Source organism: Streptomyces sp. NPDC102278 (assembly GCF_044766345.1).
Classification (GTDB): Bacteria; Actinomycetota; Actinomycetes; order Streptomycetales; family Streptomycetaceae; genus Streptomyces.
In genome coordinates this window covers 1-21,102 of record NZ_JBIWLV010000033.1, presented here as the reverse complement: position 1 = coordinate 21,102, position 21,102 = coordinate 1, and the positions used below count along the sequence as shown (strand labels likewise).

The following is a 21,102-nucleotide window of genomic DNA, read 5'->3' as shown; positions in this document are numbered from 1 at the left end:
CGGCGAACACCTATTCCGGGACTTTGGTCAGGTCAACGCACCCCTTCGACCTGGGAGTCCCCCTTGAACCAGCTCACCGTCGTCCTGCTTGCTGCCGCCTGCGTCTTCCTCTTCGCGCTCATGGCTGCCGCTGCGGCAGGCTTGCTCGCGCGGCTCGACGAAGCCACCTACCCCGCCACGCTCACCCGGGCAGCCGCGACGTTTACCGCGGTGCTCGCCCTCACTGCTGCCGTCGCGACCGTCCTGGCCCAGCTCCTGTCGTAAACCTGTTGTACGGGCAGTCGGCGACCTGCGGGGCGGGTCGCCGGCTGATGGCCGTTTCTAAGCGGCGGGTTCGTAGACGACGGTCGTGGTGGGGCAGTCCTCTGCGAGCCCGAGCAACGCCAAGCGTTCGATTTCATCGACGGTCAGGCCCCAGCGCAGCTTCGTTCCGACCCACGTCGCGGCGTACGTGCAGTGGTAGGAGCCGTCCGAGGGCAGCCACTCGGCCGGGTCCTTGTCGGACTTGGAGCGGTTGGAGGCGGCGGAGACGGCGATCAGAGTGTCCGGGGATGCCTGGTCGTTCGCGTAGGCCTCCCGTCGTGCCGCCGACCAGGGCGTCTGCTCGGAGTCGTAGACCTCCGCCAAGGGGACGAAATGGTCGACATCCAGGCGAGCCGCATCGCTGACGACGACGTTGTCGTAGGCGGATCGCCAGGAGCCGCCGGTCAGCTTGCAGCCGGCCGCGACCGCGGGTCCTTCGACGGCTTCGGCGAGGATGACCTCCTTGCGGGTGTCGCATCCGTCCCCGCTGTGGAGGCCCTTGTTCCAGTGCTTGTACAGGTCCCGCTTGTAACCCTCGCGGTGCTCGACGGCGACGGGGAGCTGGTCGATGGCCTCGAACAGCGGCAGTGGAGCACGGGCCCCGGCTGGGCCGGTCTCACCGGCGGCCGACGGTGCCGCAGTGGCGGCGACGGGGGCGGAGTGCGCGGCCGTTGCCGCGAGGAGGGGGAGGGCGCAGAGGGCGAGCGCGGGCAGACCGCGCAGCACCAGGTTCTTGGTCACACAGGCGGGTCTACTGGTCCCGGCACCCGTCCTGACAGGCCCTTGGTGGACAACTCACCCGTGCGGGCGGCCGGATTCACCGCAGAAACGAGCCTGCGCCCTCCGTGTCGGCCAGGTCGAGGTAGCCGCCCTCGTCGGGCCGCCGGTCGACGTCCGAGTGGACGAGAACCTGCACCTCGTCCTGGCGGCGTACGTCGCAGTAGGCCTGGTCCGCTAGAGAGGAGGAGGTCGGAGATCCGGTGCGCCGCGTCGAGGGCTGCCCTCTCGTGCCTGCGGATTTCGATTGTGATCACGCTCTTGTGGCTCATGACCGGACGAACCGCGCGAGCGGGTCTGCGGTTGCGGGCAGGGCCATGTACCACACCTTCGAGCGGCGTGATCGCCGCCCGAGGTCGGGCATGTTCTGTTCCGTTGTTCCTCGAACGGTCAGTCCCGCGGTCCCGAAGTTGTTGATAGGCGGTAACCGGCCGTCCGATCCCCCAGGGGCGGCCTTACTCCGGGCGGGAGTCAGGCTCGGAGGGGCCGTTGATCAGCCTCGTCGGTGGCTTCCGGCCTTCGCGTTCCCACCACAGCCCCGCAGCATCACGGAAGTGGACGGTGAGGGACAACTCCGTCGCTTCGCGCGGAAAGAACCCTTCGTGTTCCACCCAGACCATCTTCCCGAGCTGCACGGTGAACGTGTCTCCGGGGGCGAGCTCGCTGCCGATGGTGGTCTCACCCTCGGCCCACAGCGAACCCGGGATCAGCTTGCCTTCATACATGGCGGTGGCCCGAATGATGCGTACCTCGGGAAGGGGCTGACTGCTGCCGTTCGTGACGGAGGCTTCGCTCTCGCCCAGCTCGGAGTTGACTTCGAGCGCCTGCGCGACCGCGCGGTGGTAGTCAGCGACCCCGTCCTTGAAGAAGACCCGGATCGACTCGCAGAATGCTCGCAGTTCAGGGGTCGGCTTCGCATACCACCCCTCTTCCGAGATCCTCCGAGACCAGGCCGACTTCCTTCCATTCGGCACCTGGCGCACCCAGGACTCCAACTCCCCGCACGGCGCGATGAACAGACCGAGGTCGGCGGCCGTGTCCAGCATCCGTTGCGCGGCGGCATACTCATTGCCCTGGAGGCCGCTCAGACCGGTCCTCTTGAGCACGTCCCAGCCCGAGGCTCCCTTCAGCAGCTTCATCAGGTTGTCGACCATCTGGCCCGTGAGCGCGTCGTGGCCTCTTCTGCCGTCGAAGGTCTGGGTCACGGCACTACGGAAGCCGTCGACGGTGGGAACGACGCGTGTTCCGTTCGCGAAGTCGTTAACCGCCTTGACGTCGTCCTTCAGCACATCTGCGAGCCCGCCCAGATGGTGGAATGCTCTGCGCAGGCCGCCGTACTCCCGAAGGATGTCGAAGTCGGCGATCACCGCCGTGTGGATTCCGCATTGCCGCAGATGCTGTGCCGTCGTCGTCAATGCGGCCAGGCCGCTGGTGTTCAGGAATAGCGTGTTCTCGTGGGTGCCCGCTGCGTCCTTGGTTGCGTCGAAGGTCGCCGCGTAGAACTGGCAGTCCCCAGCGGCCTCGCACAGGACGACTTGGTCGTAGAAGAGCCCCGAGGGTAGGTTCGAGTACCGCAGCAGGGGAGTGTTCAGTAGGGCCTCTACCGCCTCAGTGGCCAGCACCCGCGCTCGCGGCGTACCCGAGGACCGGTCCAGGCGCACGATAGACAGTGGCCTACGCTCTTGAGCTTCAAGAACACCGGCGAGGAAGTCGGAGCTGTGCGTGGCGACGAACAGTTGCGTCTGCCCCTTCATGCCCGCCAGCAGCCGGCCGAGCAGACGGGCCTGGGGCGGGTGCAGGAAGGCTTCCGGCTCGTCGATGATGACGATGGGTGTCGGCCGCACCGTAGCGTGGAGCAGCACCTGGACGAAGCTTCGGAATCCGTCTCCCTGTGACGAGACCCGTGGGAGCTCCCGGTACGCCGAGACAACTTCGTGCGCGGCTCCAGGAAGGACATCGGGAACGTCCGGCCGACCGACCCGGAGCTTGATCATCTCGTCGTAGCGGTCTACACAGACACCCTGCCCGAAGGCCAGCTGGACGAGGTCGGAGAATCTCTTCTCGGCGTCGCGGCTCTCGTATAGATACTGCAGCTTTGTCAGGGGCGGCTGGGCGAAGTCCCACAGAGCGTCCTCGTCCGCGACCGCTAGGCGGTTGTCGGTCCACTGCGCGTGCGCGAGGAAGGGCATGAGCGGCGCGAAATTCCCGTCCCACATCTGCCTCACAGCGTCCTGAAGCAGTACTTCCCCACCCGGAGCGGTGTAGGCAGCCGCAGCCGGTGACGGGTTCCAGGTGCGGTGGCCGCGAGCCCGCAGCCAATCCTGGAACTCGTCGCTGGTTCCTCCACGATCCGGACGGATGTAGTGGAACCAGCGGCGGTCCGAAGCACCGCCATGAGGGTACGCGAGCCGCTCATCGAGCTCTTTGAGGAGAGCCGTCTTTCCGCTGTTATTGGGGCCGATGAACAGGGTCATCCCGTTCTGCGGCGGTGCCAGCTTCAGGCCTCCAGTGAACATGATCTCCGAGACGGCGAAGGTGATCGCCATGGTGCCCCCCGGCATGGTGTCACGTCGCTTCCGGCCGCGACGCTGGTGATCCGGAAGAGTATCGACCGGCGGCTGTTGCCGCAGGGACTTTCCGCCTGCACCGCGGCAGCCGAGGTGGCTGCTCTTCGCCCGGCGTGGTCGTCGCTTCTTTGTGGTGCCTGGGGGGTGGGGGGTGGTTGAGGGGGTGGTGCGGGGTTGGGGGTGTGGGGGTGTGGGTGTGTTGGCGGGTGGCGTGGCGGCGGCGGCCCGGTGGCGTGGTGGCGTGGTGGTGTGGCGGCGCCGGTGGCTTGGGTCCGGTGGTGGTGGTGCGGGTGTCTGGGTTGTTGGTGGGGCGGCGGAGCCGGTGGCGGCACGCGTGGTTTCCCGGCTTCCGGGCGCACGGTCCTGCAACCCTTTTTCAGGCATTAGAAATTGGCAGCCAGTTAGTACGTACTGGAACAGTACGGGCAGACTGGGATCCGAAGGACCCGGCGTATCCGGCGGGCTTTCGGGCGTTATCCGGGAGCGGTTAGCGATGGGTATTGAGGGACCTTCCGGCGGCAGCCGACGACGCGAGCGGCTGACGTCCGCGCCGCGTGGACGGCGCGTGAATCTGTCGTTCAACGACGCGGAGCTGGAGGTCGTACGCCTTGCCGCGGGGCGGGAGGGGATGTCCCCCGCGTCGTGGGCGGGGCGTCAGGTGATGGCGGTCGCGCAGCATGTGCTGGTGCCGGTCTCCCGGGATGCTGAGGACGTCCTTCGGGAGCTGATCCAGGCCCGGGTCGAGTTGCGGGAAACCGTGGCCGCGCTCCGCGCCTTGGCCGCCACCGGTGTGCCCGGGGCCGGTGCCCCGGTGTCGGCCGACACCGTCGACACCGTCGTGGATAAGGCCCTCGAAGTGGTGGCCCGGGTGGATGCGGCGACGGTCGCGGTGATGCGGGAGAGGCGCCCCCGCTCGTGATGCCGAAGAAGGCGGAGTCGGGTTCGACGACGATCGACCTCCTCGCCTACCTCTTCGGTCCGGGCGAGCGCGACGAGCACACCGACCCCCACCTCGTCGCTGCCTGGGACCCGGATCTGCCGTGCCCGGCACGCACCCCCGACCGGATGACGCTCGCCGACCTGGCGCTCCTCCTGGACGCCCCCGTCGAAGCACTGCGCGGACCGAAGCCGGAAGAACACGTGTGGCACGTCTCGGTCCGCAATCACGCCGACGACCGCGTGCTGTCGGACGCGGAATGGAGCGAGGTCGCCGCCGCCATGGTGCACGCCGCGGGCATCGCCGAGCACGGCGACGAGCAGGCCTGCCGGTGGATCGCCGTACGGCACGCCGGCGACCACATCCACATCGCGGCGACCCTCGCCCGCCAGGACGGCCGGCGCCCCCGCGTGCGCGGCGACATCCTCACCATGCACACCGCCGCCCGCGTCTTCGAAGCCCGCTGGGGCCTCACCCCGATGTCCCCCCTCGACCGGACCGCGCGCCGCCGCCCCGTCACCGGCGAGGCCGAGAAAGCCGCCCGCCGCGGCCTGACGGAGACCGCCCGGGAGTCCCTGCAGCGCACGGTCCGTACCGCGGCCGCGCTCGCCCACGACGACGCCGACTTCCTCGGCCGGCTCCGCGACGCCGGAGTCCGCGTGCGCGAACGACGCGACGACGACGGGACGCTCCTCGGGTACTCGGTCGCGCTGCCCGGGGACCGCGCCGACCGCGGCAGCCGGCCCGTCTGGTTCGCCGGATCCACCCTCGCCTACGACCTGTCCCTGCCCCGCGTCCGCGAACGCTACGAGCCCCTCGTCACCGACGCCGACTGGGCACTCGCCGAACACCGGATCCGCGAAGCGTCCGTACTCCTGGGCCGCGCCGGGCAGGACGAAGGTGCCGGGGATGTCGCCGCCCTCGGTGACCTCTTGGCCGTCGCGGCCGTGCGCTCCCCGGCCCTGGTGCGTGACCGCGTCCAGGCGGCGGCCGACGCCTTCGAGCAGGCCGCCCGCGCCCCCGGCGCCCGCTCCCTGGAAGGCCGAGCACGGGCCGGCTGGCGCGCCGGGGCCCGCGCTTTGGAACACGCCCCGCGAGCGGCCCGGGGCGGCGGCGCCGCGGTTGTGCTGACCCTGCTGATCGCGCTCGTTCAGGCGGTGGAGGCCGCCGCCGACTGGCACCGCGCGCAGGCCTACCGGGCGCAGGCGAAAGCCGCCGCCGACGCGGCGGTCCTGCTGCGGGAGGCAGCCGGCCTGACCGGCAACCGGCCCCCGGCCACGAAGCCGCGTACCGGTCGGGTGGTGCGTACGCCTGCCCGTGGCCTGCCCGGGGCTGCGCCCGTTACCGGTGTACCGGTCCGGCCGCGCCCGGATCCCGGACGGCCGGGCCCGTCCCGTACGCGCTGACCCCTGACCGAGGGAGTTTCCCGCCGATGACGTACCCGCCCCAGCCCGAGCCGTTCTCCGAAGCGCTCGGGGAGGCCGCGCACACCGCAGCGATGGCCTACCGGCTGGTCATGACCATCACCGACGCCGTTCGCCGCGCCACCCAGAAACGGATCACCGGCAAGGAGGAGGAACTCAGCGAGGACGCGGAGCAGATGGCTCCGGGCTGGTCGGCCGGCCGGCTGCGCGGCGTCATCGGTGACGACATCCTCGCCGAGCTGATGCAGAGCGGGGACTGGCCGGTGATGGCCCGCCAGCTCGTCGGTCTCCAGCAGGCCGGCGTCGACCTCGCAACGTTTCTGCCGCAGATGGGCCGCATGACCGCCGCGGTCCACCAGGCCGTGGTGGCGAACGCGGCCCGGACGAAGGCGGAGGGCACCGAACGGTGGGCCGACCTCCTGAAGGCGACGATGCCCGAGGGCCTGGTGCGCGACGCGATCCTGGCCTCTCCGGCCTGGCCTGACATCGCGGCTGCGATGGGCCAGCTCGACGCCCGCGGGATCGACGTCGCCCGGATCCTCCTCGACGCGCACGCAGCCGGAGCGGGCGTCGACCAGGCTGTCGCCGCCGTCACCACCGCGGCCGCCGCCAAAGCACCCGCGCCCACCGCCGCCCCCGCTCCCGCTGCCACCCCGGCTCCTGCCCCGGCTCCTCCCGGTGCTGTAGCGTCGCCGGCCCGGGGTTCGCGCATGGTCGGTTCCGGCGACCCGTGGGCCGCGCCCGCGGCGGGACGCGTACCCCCACCCGCCCCGGCTCCGGGCACTGCACCCGCACCCGCTCCGACCCCCGCCCCCGCTGCTGCGCCGGTGCGGGAGGCAGCCGACCCGTGGGCGCCACCCGCGAGTACGGACGCGAAGCGCTCCTGGGGCCCGCTGACCGAGGGCCTGGCCGTGCCCAGGGACCTGGACCTCGGCGACCGCACGAAGGCGCTGGAGCAGCTCGGCGTCAACCGGCTCGCGCACGCCGCGATCGTCGGCGTCGTCAAGGACGTCCTCCCCGAGACGCAGGCGGGTCTCCTGGTCGGATCCCGCCAGTGGCCCCTGCTGGCCCACCGCATGGACCAGATCCGCGACCAGGGCGGCACCGGTCTCCTCGCCGCGCACCTGGCCCGCCTGAAGGCCGACGCCACCTGGAAGGACGGCCCGTCCTCCACCACGGTCGGGCGTCTGGTGGACGCGACCCTGCACTCCCTGACGACACCGCCCTCGGCGCCGCCCGCGCCCGCGTCCCGGGTCCGCGTCTCCCCGACGGCTGCCCGCTCCCGCTCGACCACCACGCCCGCCGCGGCGGCCCCCGGACAGCAGGCCCCGACGGAAGCCGCCGTCCCCGCCCACCGGCAGCAGAGCGCACCGGCCAGGGGCGCGGGGCGTACGCGGTGACGGCGGCGGCTCCCACACCCGGCCGCCGCTGGCGAGGCCGGGCGTGGACGGACCGTGTACGGGCGGCCTGGTGGGCGCTGTCGGACCGGGACCGGATCGCGGTCGAGGGCCTGCTGCTGACCGGCCTGCTGTTCGCGGCCGCGTTGCGGGCGGGCCACCTCGGTCTGGTGCAGGCGGACTTCGTCCTGTCGGTCCTGGCCGGCACGGCAGGCGTTGCCACCTTGTACCGGGGCGCCGTCCACCGGCCGCAGCCCGCCCCGCCTCCGGTCGGGCCGCTGGTGGCGCCCTCGGAGGAAGTCCAGCAGCACGCGGCCCGCGAGGCGGGCGCCGGGCCCACAGCCTGACCGGGGACCGCGTACCTGAACCGGGCACCGGCCGTTCCAGAATTCTGGAACGGCCCCGACCCGCTTACCGCGCCCAGTCGACGCCGAGTTCGGCGAGCGCGGCCAGCTGCGCCTGGTCGAGCTTGTCACGGCGGGCCTTGATGTTCCCGACCCAGATCCCGGTGCGGTGTTCGGTCCCATCGGCCAGGACCTGGACGACGCCGCGCCCCGGCATGATGATGTGCGGGTTTTTGTCGGTGGTGGTTCGGCATCGTGATGTCGGTGCTGTGAGTGTGGGGTTTCTGCTGTTCAGCGTGTTGTGGTCGGGGATTCGAGTGGTGACACCGATGCCGATCTGGGGCTGACGTTTTTGGTGATGGTGCAGGTCAGTTGGTTGCCGGTCGGTATGACGTGGAGTCTGTAGCCGCTGGTCACGAGCGTGCGGGTGATGTGCTGGCTGTCGGAGGCGGGCAGTATCTCTTCTTACCGCGCGGTGCTCAGTCTGTAGCGGATTCCTGTTGCGGAGAGGGTGAGTTGTTCGCCGTTCTGGACGGTGATGAGGGGGAGGAGCGGGCTGTCGGGGGCACGGTCCTTGAGTTGTCCGTGGCTGCCGGCTGCGTTGATGAGGGGGCGCGCCCAGGCGGGGAGGGGGTAGACCTGGCATTTGTGGTGGGCTGTACTGTCGTGGATTTTGACGGCGGTCGCCGTTTCGTTGATGTCGATACCGCGGGTGAGCGCGAGCCGGCTGATGTCCGCCCCGGTGACCGCGTGGATGGCCAGGGCTGTTGCGTGCAGTGGGTGCGCCACCGTGGCCAGCCGGGCGGCGAGGACGTCTGCTGGTGTGGGGTCATGTCCGCGTGGGGGCGGTGCGCCGCTCCTTGTCGAGACGAGCTCGGGTGCGCCCTGGCACCGGGCGCGTGCGGGACGGTCTATGACCATGCCGGCGGGCGGCGTCTGAGGGGTGATCCATTGCCCGTCGTCTTGGCGGTGTGCCGGTTCCGGAGGCCGCTGTTGCTCCGCCCTTCCGGTACCAGCCAGCGGGTACCCCGTCTGGCTCAGAGCGATACGGGCCTGGGGGAGGGTGTCGATGATGTGGTGTGGGGTTTCTTCGAGGAGTGTTCTCAGGGTGGGGGTGACTGGCCGGTGCCAGAGGAGGGTGAGGTGGATACCGCACCGTTCCCGCAGGGCGAGGAGTTGTCTTTGGCGGGCGGTGGTGAGGCGGTCGGTGCGGCAGATGATGAGATGCCCGATGTGGTGGGTGAGTATCCAGGCGGCGACTGCGTCCCAGGCTGGGCGTTGGGAGTCGGCCCACGTCCCGTACGTTTCGCCGCCCGCGGGGAGGCGTTTGCCCAGGGCGTAGAGGAGGTCGTGGGCGAGTGCGGCGGGAGTGCCGTTGGCGGGGCTGGGGTCGATGGTCAGACGGCCCAGGGCGGGGCCGTGGGCGGAGTGTGCGGCGGCCGTCCAGTCGGGGTGGTCGTTTTTGTCGATGAGGACGGTGATGGCTGGGAGGCCGCCGGGGGTCATTACATGCCGCCGATTTTGCTGTAGACCCAGCGGACGAGGTCTTCGTCGACTTTCTTGAGGTTGAGTTTTTTCATGCCGGCGAGGATGTGGGTGGTGACGTTGGCCCAGTTGCGGAAGCTGCCGTGGGCGGCCTGTTTGTCGATGGCGTCGATCAGCGTGGTGTCGACGTCTGCCCAGACGGGGTGGAAGGCGGGGATCGTGGCGCGGACCTCGTCTTTGGACATGCGGGTGAACTCCTGCCAGATGAAGATCCGGGAGGCGAGCATGGGCTCGCGCCGCAGGACTTTGTAGCAGCCGTCGCCTCCGGCGAAGATCACCGCGATGTTTGTGTGTTTGTCGTCCCACAGGTGGCGCCAGAACTCAAACCCGGTCTTCTTCATCCACTGGGCCTCGTCGCAGACCAGGACCCGGAATTCCTCGGCGAGTGCCTCCTTGAGGAGGGTGTCGAACTCGATCGGGCGGGCCGGCGGCTCTCCGGGCAGTCCCAGCGCCTGGAAGAGACCGTGGCGGATGTCGCGCGGGGTGGGTCCGGCCCGCAGTTCCAGGCGGTGGGTGATGTCCGGGGCGAGGTGGCGCAGTGCGGAGTTGACCGACATCGTCTTGCCCGACCCGGCGGGTCCGTAGACGCACATCATCGCCTTGGCCTCGATGATGGCCTCGATGTTGTCCCGTGTGGTCAGCAGGGTGTCGGTGCCCACCAGCTGCGCCTGCTCCAGGCCCAGGAAGTGGTCTTCGCGCTCGTCGGGCAGCAGCCCGTAGTCCAGATCAGTGATCATCAGTTGCGGTCCTCGTCAGGATTAGGTGTACGCGGGGGCCGCGGGCGGGCCCAGGTCTCGGGTGCGGGGCCGTGCGGAATGAAGTCGGGACGGGCCAGTGCACGACGGTCCGTCTGCGCCGCCGCGCCCAGCTCCTCTTCGGCCTGCGCGGAGGTGGGAGAGGCGAGTGGCCTGGGTGGGGCCGCGGCGGTTGAGGCTTCGAAGCGCTGGCGGCGTAGTTTCTCTGCGGCCTTCAGATCGGCCTTGAGCCGGCGGGCGGCTGCGGTTCGTGCCGCTTGGACGGCGCGGATCTGTTCCCGGCTCGCGGCGGAGGCCAGGAACGCCTGCCCGAGGTGGCGGCCGGTGGCGGCGTCGAAGACTTCGATGGTGTCGTCGTGATGGGGTAGGTGCCGTACCGACACTTTGGTGCCAGTACGGCCGTTCATCCAGGGGGCGAGGTAGTCGCGGCGCCGCCACCGCACCCCGCTGGTGCTGATCGTGTACGTACGCCCGTTGTCCTCCAGGGCGAACGTCGCCAGCTGCCCGGCGGACACATCCGTGAGCGGCGTCGCATCGGCACGCCACGCCTGGAGGGGGGTCTTCCCGTTCAGTGCGGACGGGCGATGGCGGGTGTTCCACCAGACCACCCAGTCCAACAGCAGGCCCACGAACGCCTCATAGGTCAGAGGCGGGGCGTCGGGGTCGGCGAGCCGGCCGCCGGTGAGTTTCTGGCGGCCCGTGTAGCGGGGGAGCGAGACGAGGAACATCTCCTCCACCGCGTCGTTCAACGCCTCGATCGTTCCCTTCAGGTGGGGGCTGTAGGCAGGCAGATCGGTCACGGGGACGGCGAACGCGCCCATCGCGGCGGTGACCGTCGCGCACAGGAACTCCTTGCCGCGGTCGACCCGGATCTGACTGGGCAGACCGCCGACCGGTCCGAACGGCTCGCTGCGGGTGATCGCGATCCGCAAGGACGCCAGTACCGCGTCCCGGCTCGGCGCGTGCGCGCTGACTGCTACCCCGGCGATCGCCTTGGTGGCACAGTCGATGAACCAGGTCACCCATGGCGTGGCCAGCTCACCTTCGACATCGACTTCGACGGGCACATGCTTGTGGTCGCCCTCCCACACCGCGTTGCGGTGCGTGGCCGGACGCTTCCCGAACACGTCGTGCGCGCGTCGGGCGGCTTCCCCGCTTCTCAGCCCGGCCCGCTCACCGCGGGTCAGGTCCCGGCGGATCGCCCGGTGCAACGTGGAGAGCGACGGCACCGTGGGCGCTTTCGGATCCTTGGCTGCCCGCTGCACCAGCTCGGCGTGGACCCGGGAGGCATTTCCGCCCCACAGTGCCAGCAGCCGCCTCACTTCCGTGGTGACCGTGAAATGCGACGACTCCACCCGGGTGAGGCGGTGATCCTCTCGGGCAGCGGCCAGCCACCGCCACACCGTCCGCTCCGACTTCCCGAGCGCCTGCGCCACCAGGCGTACGTGCGCGGCTGTCAGCTCACCGCGCCCATCGAGGTCCAGCAGCCGGGGCATCGCCGCCGCACGCCCCGACCGGGGCGGGAACACGGCCCCCCGGTCGCCTACGGGATCCCCTCGGCTTCCCGGCATGTGCGGCCCCTTTCCGCCGAGTACCGGGCAGCACGGCCGGCCGCCCTGATTCCAGGTATCCCAGTCCTTCGGCACCCAACTGACCGGAATCGGCATACGACTGACAGAAACCGTCACCATCCGATACGGCCGCGCCTTCACGCGAAGGCTTCAATTCGGCCAGCTCATTCATCGATCCCGCCGGCCGACCGTGCGCGGCAGGCCGCGTAGCACAAGTGCGGTCAGCGGGAGCGCGAGGCGCCGACCCCGCAGCGCCCCTCCCAAGACAGCCCGAGGACCGGCTGGGGACCGCGGATCCCCCACGTCGGTCTCGAACCCGACGTGGATCTCCCTTTTCGAACACCTCGAGCAGCCCCAGCCCGTAGATCCACCAGCGGTGCGTGCCGTCCCGATTGGACACCATCAAGGCGACCTCCCGCTCCTTTCCGCCCTTGCCCTTCTTCAGCCCGGCCGTGGCGAAGACCCGCGCGGCCGCGGCCGGGTACAACCGGGATCCGGGCACTGTCGTGGATCGCGGCCGCTTCCCGCGCGTCTCGTCCACCACCGCCAGGTCGAACGGAGCCGTCGTCTCCCGTGCAACCGCTCCCGCCCGCCAGAGCAGCCTCCCTCGCCCGAGAACCTCCGGCCGCCCACGGGACATCCGCGTCTTCCCGGTCCGACCAGGGAGGCGACCCGTCCGCCCGAAGCGGGAACGCAGGCTCAACCGCCGAGTCTGGTCCCCGCCCGGAGGGCCAGCAGGAGACCCGGTCCAGGGCCCGGTACCCTACCGGGCCCTGCCTCGCCGCACGGTGACTTGCAGGCCTTGCGCTGTGAGGACACGGGTGCCGCGCCGATGAGCCTACGATGGTCACCTGCGGCGATCGTGACGTCAGAAACCTTCTGCTGCAGGCTGTTTGCCGCCTGCGATACGGCACGGTGGCAGGGGAGATCGGGGCGGCCGGAACTGTGCACCTGAAGGACTTCTCCGTCAGCGGGTTCCGCTCGCTGACACTGGTCGAGAACATCCCCGTCAGCGCGCCGACGATCCTGGCCGGCCACAACGACGGAGGTAAGAGCGCGGTCCTCGCCGCCCTGGACTTCCTCCTCGGTGGGTACCGCCTGGTCGAACAGGACCGGACCTACGACAACCCGCCCGGAGCCGGTGTCCGCGCTGCCGCGCCGGGCCGCTGCGCCTCGACATGGGTCGAGGGCCGCTTCGCCCTGGACGACTCCGAACAGGAGATGGACTTTCCGGCCGAACTGAGGATCCGACGCCGAGCGGAGGGCGACAGCGGGCCCGTGCTTGAGTACTGGGCCCAGATCCCGGCCGACCCGAGGCTGCGCGATTTCAGCTCGCTGCTCGTACCCGCTCTCAAGGAGCTGGTGGAGGCATTCGGGCTGCAGGCCGAAGGCAAGGGACTCAAGCCTGACCTGCAGGCGGCGCTGGCCGCGCATGCGGCGCGGTCCCCGCAGGTCGCTCAGTGGGCCGTCCTGCCCAAGCAGCTCATGCGACGGCTACCGCGGCTTCTGTCGTTCAGCGGGAAGGACGAGAGCCCGGACCGGGCCATCCACACAGCACTGGCCGGTAGCTACCAGACCCATCTCGAGGACGACGGGCTGCAGGGCCGCCTTCGTACGATCGAGTCCGAGGTCACCGACCTGGTCAAGAACGACGCCGCATCCCTGTGCGAACACATCAAGTCGCACTGTCAGGACCTTCTGGAGGTCTCCGTCGAACCGGAGATCTCCTTTTCCCACGGCTTCAAGCATGCGTACCTGCACGTCTCCCGCGCCCACGGCGAGCGTGTCGATCTCTCTAGGTCCGGCCGCGGCAGCAACCGCCGGATCGCCCTCGCCGTCTGGGAGTGGACCAGCAGACTCCTGGAAGCCCCCCACTCGGACGAGGACGACATGCCGCCCGTCCAGACGATCGTCGTCTACGACGAGCCCGACACCCACCTGGACTACAGCCACCAGAGGACCGTGATGGACCTCATCCGCCGCCAGTGCGCGGTGGACGCGGTCAAGGTCATCGTGGCCACCCACTCGATGAACCTCATCGACGGCGTCGACATCGCCGACGTCGTCCACCTGCGTTTGGAAGCAGGCCGCACCGTCATGGAACGTCTCGCCGACGACACGCACGAGGGCATCGACCTGCACCTCGGACAGATCGCCTCGGCACTCGGCCTGCGCAACTCCGTCCTGCTCCACGAGCGCTGTTTCCTCGCAGTCGAGGGCCCCACGGAGCAGCAGGCCATCCCCGTGCTCTTCCGGCTCGCGGAGGGACTGTCCCTGCAGGCTGCGGGCATCGCCCTGTGGGCCTGCAACAACAACGAGGGCGCCCTCCACCTTGCCCGCTACCTCGCCAACCAGCGTCGTACCGTGAGGTTGCTCGTCGACGCCGACAGCCGCAACGTCGCCAAGTTCTTCAGGGACGACAGGCTGCGCCAGTTCGGTCTCGATCCCGCGACGCAGGTGTCGTTCGTCGGCGAGGCAAAGGGCTTCAACGAGCTCGAGGAGATCTTCGAGGACGAGCAGTGGGCCCGGGTGGCCAACAGCAAGTGGCCACGCTCCGGTAGCCGGCCACTCTGGGAGGCCGCGGACTTCAAGGCCCACCGAGGCGGCCGCAAATTCAGCAAGGACATCCTGGACATGATTCAGAATCAGGGAAGCGAGAGCCCGGACGGGAAACCCGACATGGTTTACGAGCTGGCCACATCCCTGCGTTTCCCATCGGACGTGCCGTTGCAGTTGAGGGAGGTATTCGCGGCTCTGCGTTCAAGCGCGGCCTGATCATTTCCGGACAATGCGTTCTGCCCGAGTCGGGCGCCACGCCGCGCCCTCATCCGGGCCTTGCGCTGTTCACCGGTCGGGGCGGCCCAGGCATGCCAGCCTGCGTCCTCTACCCACTGCCGCGCATGGGCCCGCTCGTCGATGCCACACCACCGACATCCGTTCGGAGCGGGGAAACCGCTGCGCAAAGAGCCTTGCTCGGAAGTCATCTCTCCTCCTCTCCGCCCCTAATCCTTCCCCGCACCACTGACAATCCCCCCGGCCCGCCAGCGCGCTGTGCCGGTGGCCGCCTCGGTACACCACGGGCGCCGCAGCTTTCTCACAGATCACCGTTGCGGACCAAAATGCTCAAGCCGGCCCGCACACCACACCGGACGGTTACGGTCAGCGACCATGCGATTGCTCCACACCTCGGACTGGCATCTCGGGCGGACGTTCTACCGAGAATCCCTCATCGGCGCCCAGCGCTCCTTCCTCGACCACCTGCTGACCGTCGTCCGGGAACGGGAGGTGGACGCGGTTCTCGTCGCCGGCGACATCTACGACCGGGCCATCCCCTCCCTGGACGCCGTCGCTCTCTACGACCATGCGCTCAACAGCCTGGCCGACCTCCGGGTGCCGGCCGTCATGATCAGCGGCAACCACGACTCACCTCAGCGTCTAGGGGTCACCTCCCGCCTGATCGAACGCGCCGGAATCCACCTGCGCACCGACCCCGCCACCTGCCACACGCCGGCCATCCTGCACGATGCGCACGGCCCCGTCGCGTTCTACGGCCTGCCCTATCTTGAACCGTTCCTCACCCGCGAGGAGCTGGCAGCGGACAGGCCCACCCACGAGGCCGTCCTCGGCGCCGCGATGGATCGCGTCCGCGCCGACCTCACCACCCGCCCCGCAGGCACGCGCTCAGTCGTTCTCGCCCACGCCTTCGTCACCGGCGGCCACACCAGCGACAGCGAACGCGACATCACAGCCGGCGGCATCCCCACCGTCCCCGCCACCGTCTTCGACGGCATCGACTACGTCGCCCTCGGCCACCTCCACCGGCCGCAGAAAGTCACCGACCGCATCCGCTACAGCGGCTCCCCCCTCGCCTACTCCTTCTCCGAAGCCGGCTATGCCAAGACCACCTGGCTCGTCGACCTCGACGCCGACGCCGACCTCACTGCCGAAGCCATCCCCTGCCCCCGCCCCCAGATCCTGGACACCCTCACCGGGCGCCTCGACGCCCTGCTCAAGGACCACCGCTACGCGCACCTGCACGACGCATGGCTTCACATCACCCTCACCGACCCGCAGCGCCCGATCAACGCCATGGACCGCCTGCGCACCCGCTTCCCCCACACCGTCCAGCTCACCTTCGCCCCTGAGAACGACGGCTCTCACGACACCGCCACCTACACCGAACGCACCCGCCACCGCACCGAACTTGAGATCACCGTCGGGTTCGTCGGTCACGTCCGAGGCGGCCACGCCCCCACCCCCGCCGAACACGCCCTCCTGCGCCAAGCGGTCGAAGCCACCCGCCTGAACGACAACGCGAAGGAAACCCGCTGATGCGCCTTCACACCCTCACCCTGCAGGCCTTCGGCCCCTTCCGCACCCGACAGAGCATCGACTTCGACACGCTCTCCCAAGGAGGTCTGTTCCTCCTGCACGGTGCCACCGGCGCGGGGAAGTCCACCATCTTCGACGCCGTCTGCTACGCCCTCTACGGCAATGTGCCCGGAGAGCGGCACCAGACGGCGCTGCGCAGCCACCATGCCGACCCCGCCACGCTCACCCAGGTCGAGCTGGAATTCACGATGGCGGGGCGCCGCCTGAAGATCGTGCGCACCCCCCAACAGGAACGACCCCGACGCAACGGAAACGGCACCACGCAGGCGCAGGCCACAATCAGCCTGGAGGAGCGGCACGGTGACACCAGCCCCGGCCAGGACGTCTGGAAGCCGATCACCGCCGCCCACCAGGAAGTCGCCCGCGAGATCGACGACCTGCTGGGCATGAACCGCGAGCAGTTCTGCCAGGTCGTCCTGCTACCGCAGGGCGACTTCGCGAGATTCCTGCGAGCCAAGGCCGAGGACCGCGCCGCAGTCCTCGGCCGCCTCTTCGGCACCCACCGATTCCGCAACGTCGCACGCTGGCTCACCGACCACGCCAAGGAGACCGGGCAGCACTGCGACGACGGCCGCAGGGCCGTCCTGCGCGACCTCGACCGTATCCAGGACACCGCTGGCGCCCTGATTACAGGCTCGGCCGAGGAACCGGTCCCGACCGAGGGCGGCATCGAGACCGCCCTCCCCACCGCACTCGCCTGGGCACAGGCCGTGTACTACAACGCCACCGAGGCGCACCAGGCCGCCACCGCCACACTGCAGAGTGCCCAAGCGGAACACCACTCCCGAGAAACCCAGGCCGCACGAGTCCGCACCCTGGCAGAGCGCCAGCTGCGCCACCGCACCGCTACCGAAGCTCTCCTGGGCCTGCGCGCGCAGGCCCATGCCTTCGAGAACCTGCAAGCGACCCTGGAACGCGGTCGCCGCGCCGAACGGCTTCAGCCCCTTATCCAGGCCCTCGACGACGCAGACCGCGACCACCACAAGGCCCTCCGCGCCGAGACCCAGGCCAGGACGCATCTGCCCGACCCCCACGGCAACGACACCGACGAGGATCTCACCACCGCCGAAAACCGGCTGAAGAACGACCTCGGCCGCCTCGACGCCCTTCGCCACGACGAGCAACGCTCCACAGAACTGGCAGCCTCCCTCACCAAGCTCACAGCCGACCTGGACCAAGCCCAGGCTGACCACGACGAGATCGCCGACTGGCTGGACCAGGCAGACACCCGACGCGCCGATCACACCGCGCGTATCGACCAAGCCCACCTGGCCCAGACCCAGGCCGACCAGCTCGCCGCCACCCTGCCGCCCCTCGAGCAGCAACTCACCGCAGCCCGCCGACGCGACGAACTGGTCATCGGCGTCATGAGAGCCCAGGTCGGCGTCGACGAACTCAAGAAAGCCGTCATCCACAGCGCGGCGCGCGCACGAGAGATCCGGGACCGACGCATCGACGGCATGGCCGGCGAACTCGCCGGCCGACTGCGCCCCCAGGAACCCTGCCTGGTCTGCGGTTCGCCGGTCCACCCCCGGCCGGCGACCGCCGCCGCCGACCACCCGAGCCGGGACGACGAGGCTCGCGCCGAAGCGGCGTACCAGCAGGCCGACCAGGCCTGCAAAGACGCCGAGCAGGACCTTGTCCGGCTCACGGCCGAGGCAGCCCTGGCCGAGGAGCTGGCCGGCGGGAAGGCAACCGCCGACCTACAGCAGCCCCATCACGAAGCCCAGCAGACCCACAGGAACCTCCTCCTCGCCGCCGCCGACGCCATGCCCGCGAACGAGGAACTGCGCCTCTTCGACGAGACCCGCAAAACCCGAGCATCCGAACTCGCCGGCCTGGACCGACGGATCGGCGACTACCGGGGTCGCCTGGAGACCCAGAGCACCGAGCAGGAGATTCTCACCCTCCGCCTCGCCGACGAACTCGCCGGCGCTTCGACCATAGCCACCCGCAGCGCCGACCTCACGGCCCAGACTGAAGCGATCGCCCTGGCACGGACGGCGATCCGGCAGGCGGCAGTCGCAGCGGCGAACCTGGACCGCGCCAGCCACGCGGCCGCGACCGAGGCTGCGGCAGGGTTCGCCACACTCGACGACGCTCGCCACGCCATGCTTCCCGGTGCCGAACTGGCCGCGATGGAAGGCAAACTGGACGCCTGGCGGACAGCTCAGGCCACGCACGCGGCGACAGTGCAGAACCCGGACCTCGCAGAGGCTGCCGCCGCAGAACCAGCAGACGAGCAGGCCGCCGAGACGGCTCTCGCCGCCGCTGCCGATCGGTCGCAGGCAGCTGCCGTCACCGAGAACGCCTGCCGAGTCCGCTGCGAGACGCTGCTCGGCCACATGGACGACCTCGCCAAGGACGTGGCGCGCCTGGCACCACTCGTGGCGGACCACCAGGTGGCCAGGCACCTGGCGGACCTCGCCGCAGGGACCTCGGGCGACAACCAGTACCGCATGCATCTGGAGGCCTACGTCCTGGCGGCCAGGCTGGAGGAGGTGGCGAAGGCAGCCAACACCCGTCTGGAGCGCATGTCCTCCGGCCGCTACGCGCTCTCCCACACTGACGCGCGTCCGAGCGGTCGCGGCCGCTCCGGTCTCGCACTGGAGATCCTCGACCAGTGGACCGGCCAGACCCGTGATACCGGCACCCTCTCCGGCGGCGAGTCCTTCTTCGCCTCCCTGGCCCTCGCCCTCGGTCTCGCGGACGTCGTCGCTCAGGAATCCGGTGGCAGCCGGCTCGACACTCTCTTCATCGACGAGGGCTTCGGCAGCCTCGACGAGGACACCCTGGAGGAGGTCCTCGAAGTACTCGACGAACTTCGCTCCTACAGCCGGGTTGTCGGAGTCGTCAGCCATGTCGCAGATCTGCGACGGCGTATCCCTACCCAGATGCAGGTCCGCAAGAGCCAGGACGGCTCGACCGTGAAGGCCACGGCCACTGCCGCCGCGTACTGAACCCACAAGCCGACTCTCATCGGAGCGGCTCCCCATCCGCAGCCGTGCCCAGACCCCTGCGCAACGACGACGACTCCGAGCCCCGTCAGGGGGGCTCGGGCGTGGCTCCGCTGTCGCGAGGTGAGAGATCAGGGTGGAATGTGCCGTCTTGGGTTGCTATCTCATTGACGGGTGATGCTGTCTCAGTTTCGTGAGTTCTCAGCCAGGCCGGCTTTCCAGGGACGGTCGGGGACGGATTCCCGGTGTTCACTGCGCCCAGTCGATGCCCAGCTGGGCGAGCGCGCGGAGTTGTTCCGGGGTGAGCTTGTCGCGGCGCTGTTTCTGGTTGGCGATCCAGATGCCGGTGCGGTGTTCGGTGCCCTCGGGGAGAGTCTCGGCGTGGCCGCGGGGAACCACCGCGGTACCTTCCCGTTCGGTGTACTGCGTGAGGGCTTGCAGGCCTGCCTGGAAGGCCGTACCGCCCGGGGTGACCGCCGGCTTCGCGGTCGTCTTCTCCGGGGCCTTACGGGCCCGTGCGGCGGCTTTCACGCCGAGTTCCGCGAGCCGCTTCTGCTGCTCGGCGCCCAGCCGGCGCCATTCCCGCCGCTGTGTGGCGAGCCACCGGCCGATGTCCTCGCCGTGCCACGTCACCCCCGGCACGATCTCCGCGAGCCGCGCACCGGCGGCCAGGGCTTGGCGCAGGTAGGCGTGGTGGCGCTGCCAGTCGACGGTCCACCCCAGCTCGCGCGGGTTCCAGTCCGCGTCGATCGCGGCCAGCTCGGCAGCCCGCCGGCGGGCGCGGGCGGGGTCCTTGCCGAGTCCGCCGGGGCGGCGGATGTTGGTGAGCCACTGCCCGACGGGCTTGTCGAGCGCGGTCGCGTGCCGCGGCGCGGCCAACGTCCCGTGGAGGGCGTAGTAGGCGCGGGCGACGGCGAGGTTCTCCTCGAAGCCGTGGTCGGCGGTGTCCCAGACGATCCCCAGCTCCTCCAGCTCGGCCGCGCGCTCCCCGCTCATCTGCCCCGCCCGGAACGCGCGGCGCTGGTCCGACAGCCACCTCCCGAGCGGGTACGCGCCCTCGACGTGGTCGTACGGGGCCTCCAAGTGCTCCTCGCGCATCCGGTAGCGGAACGCTGCCTCGGCGCCGCGACGCCAGTCCTGCCCTTCGGTGTTGATGACCTGGTAGCTGATCCACTTGGCGATCAGCGCCGGATCGCGGGGGGCCGCGAAGCGGAGGAGGAGCCGGTCCTCCTCCTCACCCTCCGCCGGGGCCGGGCCGACCGGCTGCGACGGATCGACGACACGTTTCTGGTTCTCCTGCGGAATGGCAAGCATTTCCACAGCCTTTTCATCGTGCGCCCGAAGTCCTTCCAAAACCCGAATCAAAGGGCGATAAGAGTTCGAGGAAAGCATGTCCTCCGGCTTCTCATCCTCCGCCAGGAACACCGGAACAATCAAGGTCGCCACCTTCCCCTCACCGGGCTTTTGTCGCAGCGCCCGGCCGATGGCCTGGACGATGTCGACGGCCGAGCCCTTCGGGTCGATCAGCGCCACGGAATCCGTCGCCCGGATATCGACGCCTTCGCCCAGAACCCGACAATTCGAAAGGACGGCGCGCCCGGCGCGGCGCCCGAAGTCGGCAAGGACGGTCTGCCGGTGGGCACCCTCGTGCTCCCCGCACAGCCACCCCGCCCACACCTTGGCGGGGTGCCGGGCTGGGTCGGCGGCGTGGAGCCGGCCCGCGACCCGGGGCAGGCCGGCGGCGAAGGCCTCCGCCTCGACGGTGCGGTGGTGGAAGGTGATCGTGGTGTTCAGCCCGTGGGCGGCCATGGTCTCCAGCAGCACGGTCTGTACCGCGGCGAGACGCTGCCCACGGAGCTGCTCCTCGTACCGCTCCTCGCCGATCAGCCGGTCGGGTGTGACGACGGGGTCGGTCAGCTCGGCGACCACGATCTGATATCTCGCCAGCAGCCCCCGGGAGATCGCCGACGCGAGCGACAGCTCGTACACGACGGGCCCGAACACCTTCTCGTCGTCCATCGAGCACGCCAGCTCCTTCGGGTGCGATCTCTTGGTTTGGGGACAGTGGTTTGAGAGACAGTGAGTGGCTGGGGTGTTGTTGCTGGTCGGGGTCTGTTTCGGGGTTTCGTGTCA

Annotated in this window: 15 protein-coding genes; 8 read left to right on the top strand and 7 right to left on the bottom strand. The window is 69.8% G+C overall.

The window, feature by feature from the left end; all coding sequences use genetic code 11:
• The first annotated feature begins 63 nt into the window (after nt 1-63).
• Nucleotides 64-264: a hypothetical protein gene (locus ACIRO3_RS36385; RefSeq protein ID WP_404143988.1), complete on the top strand. Its 201-nt coding sequence runs from the start codon at nt 64-66 to the stop codon at nt 262-264.
• A 57-nt stretch (nt 265-321) separates the two neighbouring features.
• On the opposite strand, the gene ACIRO3_RS36380 is transcribed toward ACIRO3_RS36385, so the two are convergent.
• Together ACIRO3_RS36380 and ACIRO3_RS36375 are read right to left on the bottom strand one after the other, a co-directional pair.
• The gene (locus ACIRO3_RS36380; protein WP_404143987.1) at nt 322-1,044 is read right to left on the bottom strand and encodes an HNH endonuclease family protein; all 723 of its coding nucleotides are present in this window, start codon (nt 1,042-1,044) and stop codon (nt 322-324) included.
• Between the two features lie 491 nt (nt 1,045-1,535).
• On the bottom strand, nt 1,536-3,626 hold the full coding sequence (locus tag ACIRO3_RS36375; protein WP_404143985.1) for an ATP-dependent nuclease: 2,091 nt from the start codon (nt 3,624-3,626) through the stop codon (nt 1,536-1,538).
• A gap of 586 nt (nt 3,627-4,212) precedes the next feature.
• Here ACIRO3_RS36375 and ACIRO3_RS36370 point away from each other — a divergent pair.
• Genes ACIRO3_RS36370 through ACIRO3_RS36355 form a run of 4 tightly spaced genes read left to right on the top strand, consistent with a single transcriptional unit; the run spans nt 4,213 to nt 7,752 of the window.
• Nucleotides 4,213-4,566 carry a hypothetical protein gene (locus ACIRO3_RS36370; RefSeq protein WP_404143983.1) on the top strand — a complete coding sequence of 118 codons (354 nt, stop codon included), beginning with the start codon at nt 4,213-4,215 and terminating at the stop codon, nt 4,564-4,566.
• Nucleotides 4,566-5,990 (top strand): mobilization protein, encoded by a 1,425-nt coding sequence (locus ACIRO3_RS36365; RefSeq protein WP_404143982.1) that lies wholly within the window; start codon nt 4,566-4,568, stop codon nt 5,988-5,990. Before ACIRO3_RS36370 ends, ACIRO3_RS36365 begins: the two co-directional genes overlap by 1 nt.
• A gap of 26 nt (nt 5,991-6,016) precedes the next feature.
• Nucleotides 6,017-7,408, top strand: a complete 1,392-nt coding sequence (locus ACIRO3_RS36360; protein WP_404143980.1) for a hypothetical protein — start codon at nt 6,017-6,019, stop codon at nt 7,406-7,408.
• Nucleotides 7,405-7,752 (top strand): hypothetical protein, encoded by a 348-nt coding sequence (locus ACIRO3_RS36355; RefSeq protein WP_404143978.1) that lies wholly within the window; start codon nt 7,405-7,407, stop codon nt 7,750-7,752. Before ACIRO3_RS36360 ends, ACIRO3_RS36355 begins: the two co-directional genes overlap by 4 nt.
• A gap of 64 nt (nt 7,753-7,816) precedes the next feature.
• Here ACIRO3_RS36355 and ACIRO3_RS36350 read toward each other — a convergent pair whose 3' ends face one another.
• From ACIRO3_RS36350 to ACIRO3_RS36335, 4 genes are all read right to left on the bottom strand, one after another.
• Nucleotides 7,817-7,966: a hypothetical protein gene (locus tag ACIRO3_RS36350; protein WP_404143976.1), complete on the bottom strand. Its 150-nt coding sequence runs from the start codon at nt 7,964-7,966 to the stop codon at nt 7,817-7,819.
• A gap of 248 nt (nt 7,967-8,214) precedes the next feature.
• On the bottom strand, nt 8,215-9,255 hold the full coding sequence (locus ACIRO3_RS36345) for a hypothetical protein (protein ID WP_404143974.1): 1,041 nt from the start codon (nt 9,253-9,255) through the stop codon (nt 8,215-8,217).
• Nucleotides 9,255-10,031, bottom strand: coding sequence for an AAA family ATPase (locus ACIRO3_RS36340; RefSeq protein WP_404143972.1), 777 nt, complete (start codon nt 10,029-10,031; stop codon nt 9,255-9,257). Before ACIRO3_RS36340 ends, ACIRO3_RS36345 begins: the two co-directional genes overlap by 1 nt.
• The gene (locus ACIRO3_RS36335) at nt 10,031-11,545 is read right to left on the bottom strand and encodes a Mu transposase C-terminal domain-containing protein (RefSeq protein ID WP_404143997.1); all 1,515 of its coding nucleotides are present in this window, start codon (nt 11,543-11,545) and stop codon (nt 10,031-10,033) included. The genes ACIRO3_RS36340 and ACIRO3_RS36335 overlap by 1 nt, the downstream gene beginning before the upstream one ends.
• A 918-nt stretch (nt 11,546-12,463) precedes the next feature.
• On the opposite strand from ACIRO3_RS36335, the gene ACIRO3_RS36330 reads away from it, so the two are divergent.
• The 3 genes from ACIRO3_RS36330 (at nt 12,464) to ACIRO3_RS36320 (ending at nt 18,972) form a co-directional block, all read left to right on the top strand.
• Nucleotides 12,464-14,395 (top strand): ATP-dependent nuclease, encoded by a 1,932-nt coding sequence (locus ACIRO3_RS36330; protein WP_404143970.1) that lies wholly within the window; start codon nt 12,464-12,466, stop codon nt 14,393-14,395.
• Between the two features lie 393 nt (nt 14,396-14,788).
• Nucleotides 14,789-15,952, top strand: coding sequence for an exonuclease SbcCD subunit D (locus tag ACIRO3_RS36325; RefSeq protein ID WP_387966032.1), 1,164 nt, complete (start codon nt 14,789-14,791; stop codon nt 15,950-15,952).
• Nucleotides 15,952-18,972 (top strand): AAA family ATPase, encoded by a 3,021-nt coding sequence (locus ACIRO3_RS36320; RefSeq protein ID WP_404143968.1) that lies wholly within the window; start codon nt 15,952-15,954, stop codon nt 18,970-18,972. The genes ACIRO3_RS36325 and ACIRO3_RS36320 overlap by 1 nt, the downstream gene beginning before the upstream one ends.
• 246 nt (nt 18,973-19,218) lie before the next feature.
• Here ACIRO3_RS36320 and ACIRO3_RS36315 read toward each other — a convergent pair whose 3' ends face one another.
• Nucleotides 19,219-20,988 carry a Helicase associated domain protein gene (locus ACIRO3_RS36315; protein ID WP_404143966.1) on the bottom strand — a complete coding sequence of 590 codons (1,770 nt, stop codon included), beginning with the start codon at nt 20,986-20,988 and terminating at the stop codon, nt 19,219-19,221.
• Nucleotides 20,989-21,102 lie beyond the last annotated feature (114 nt).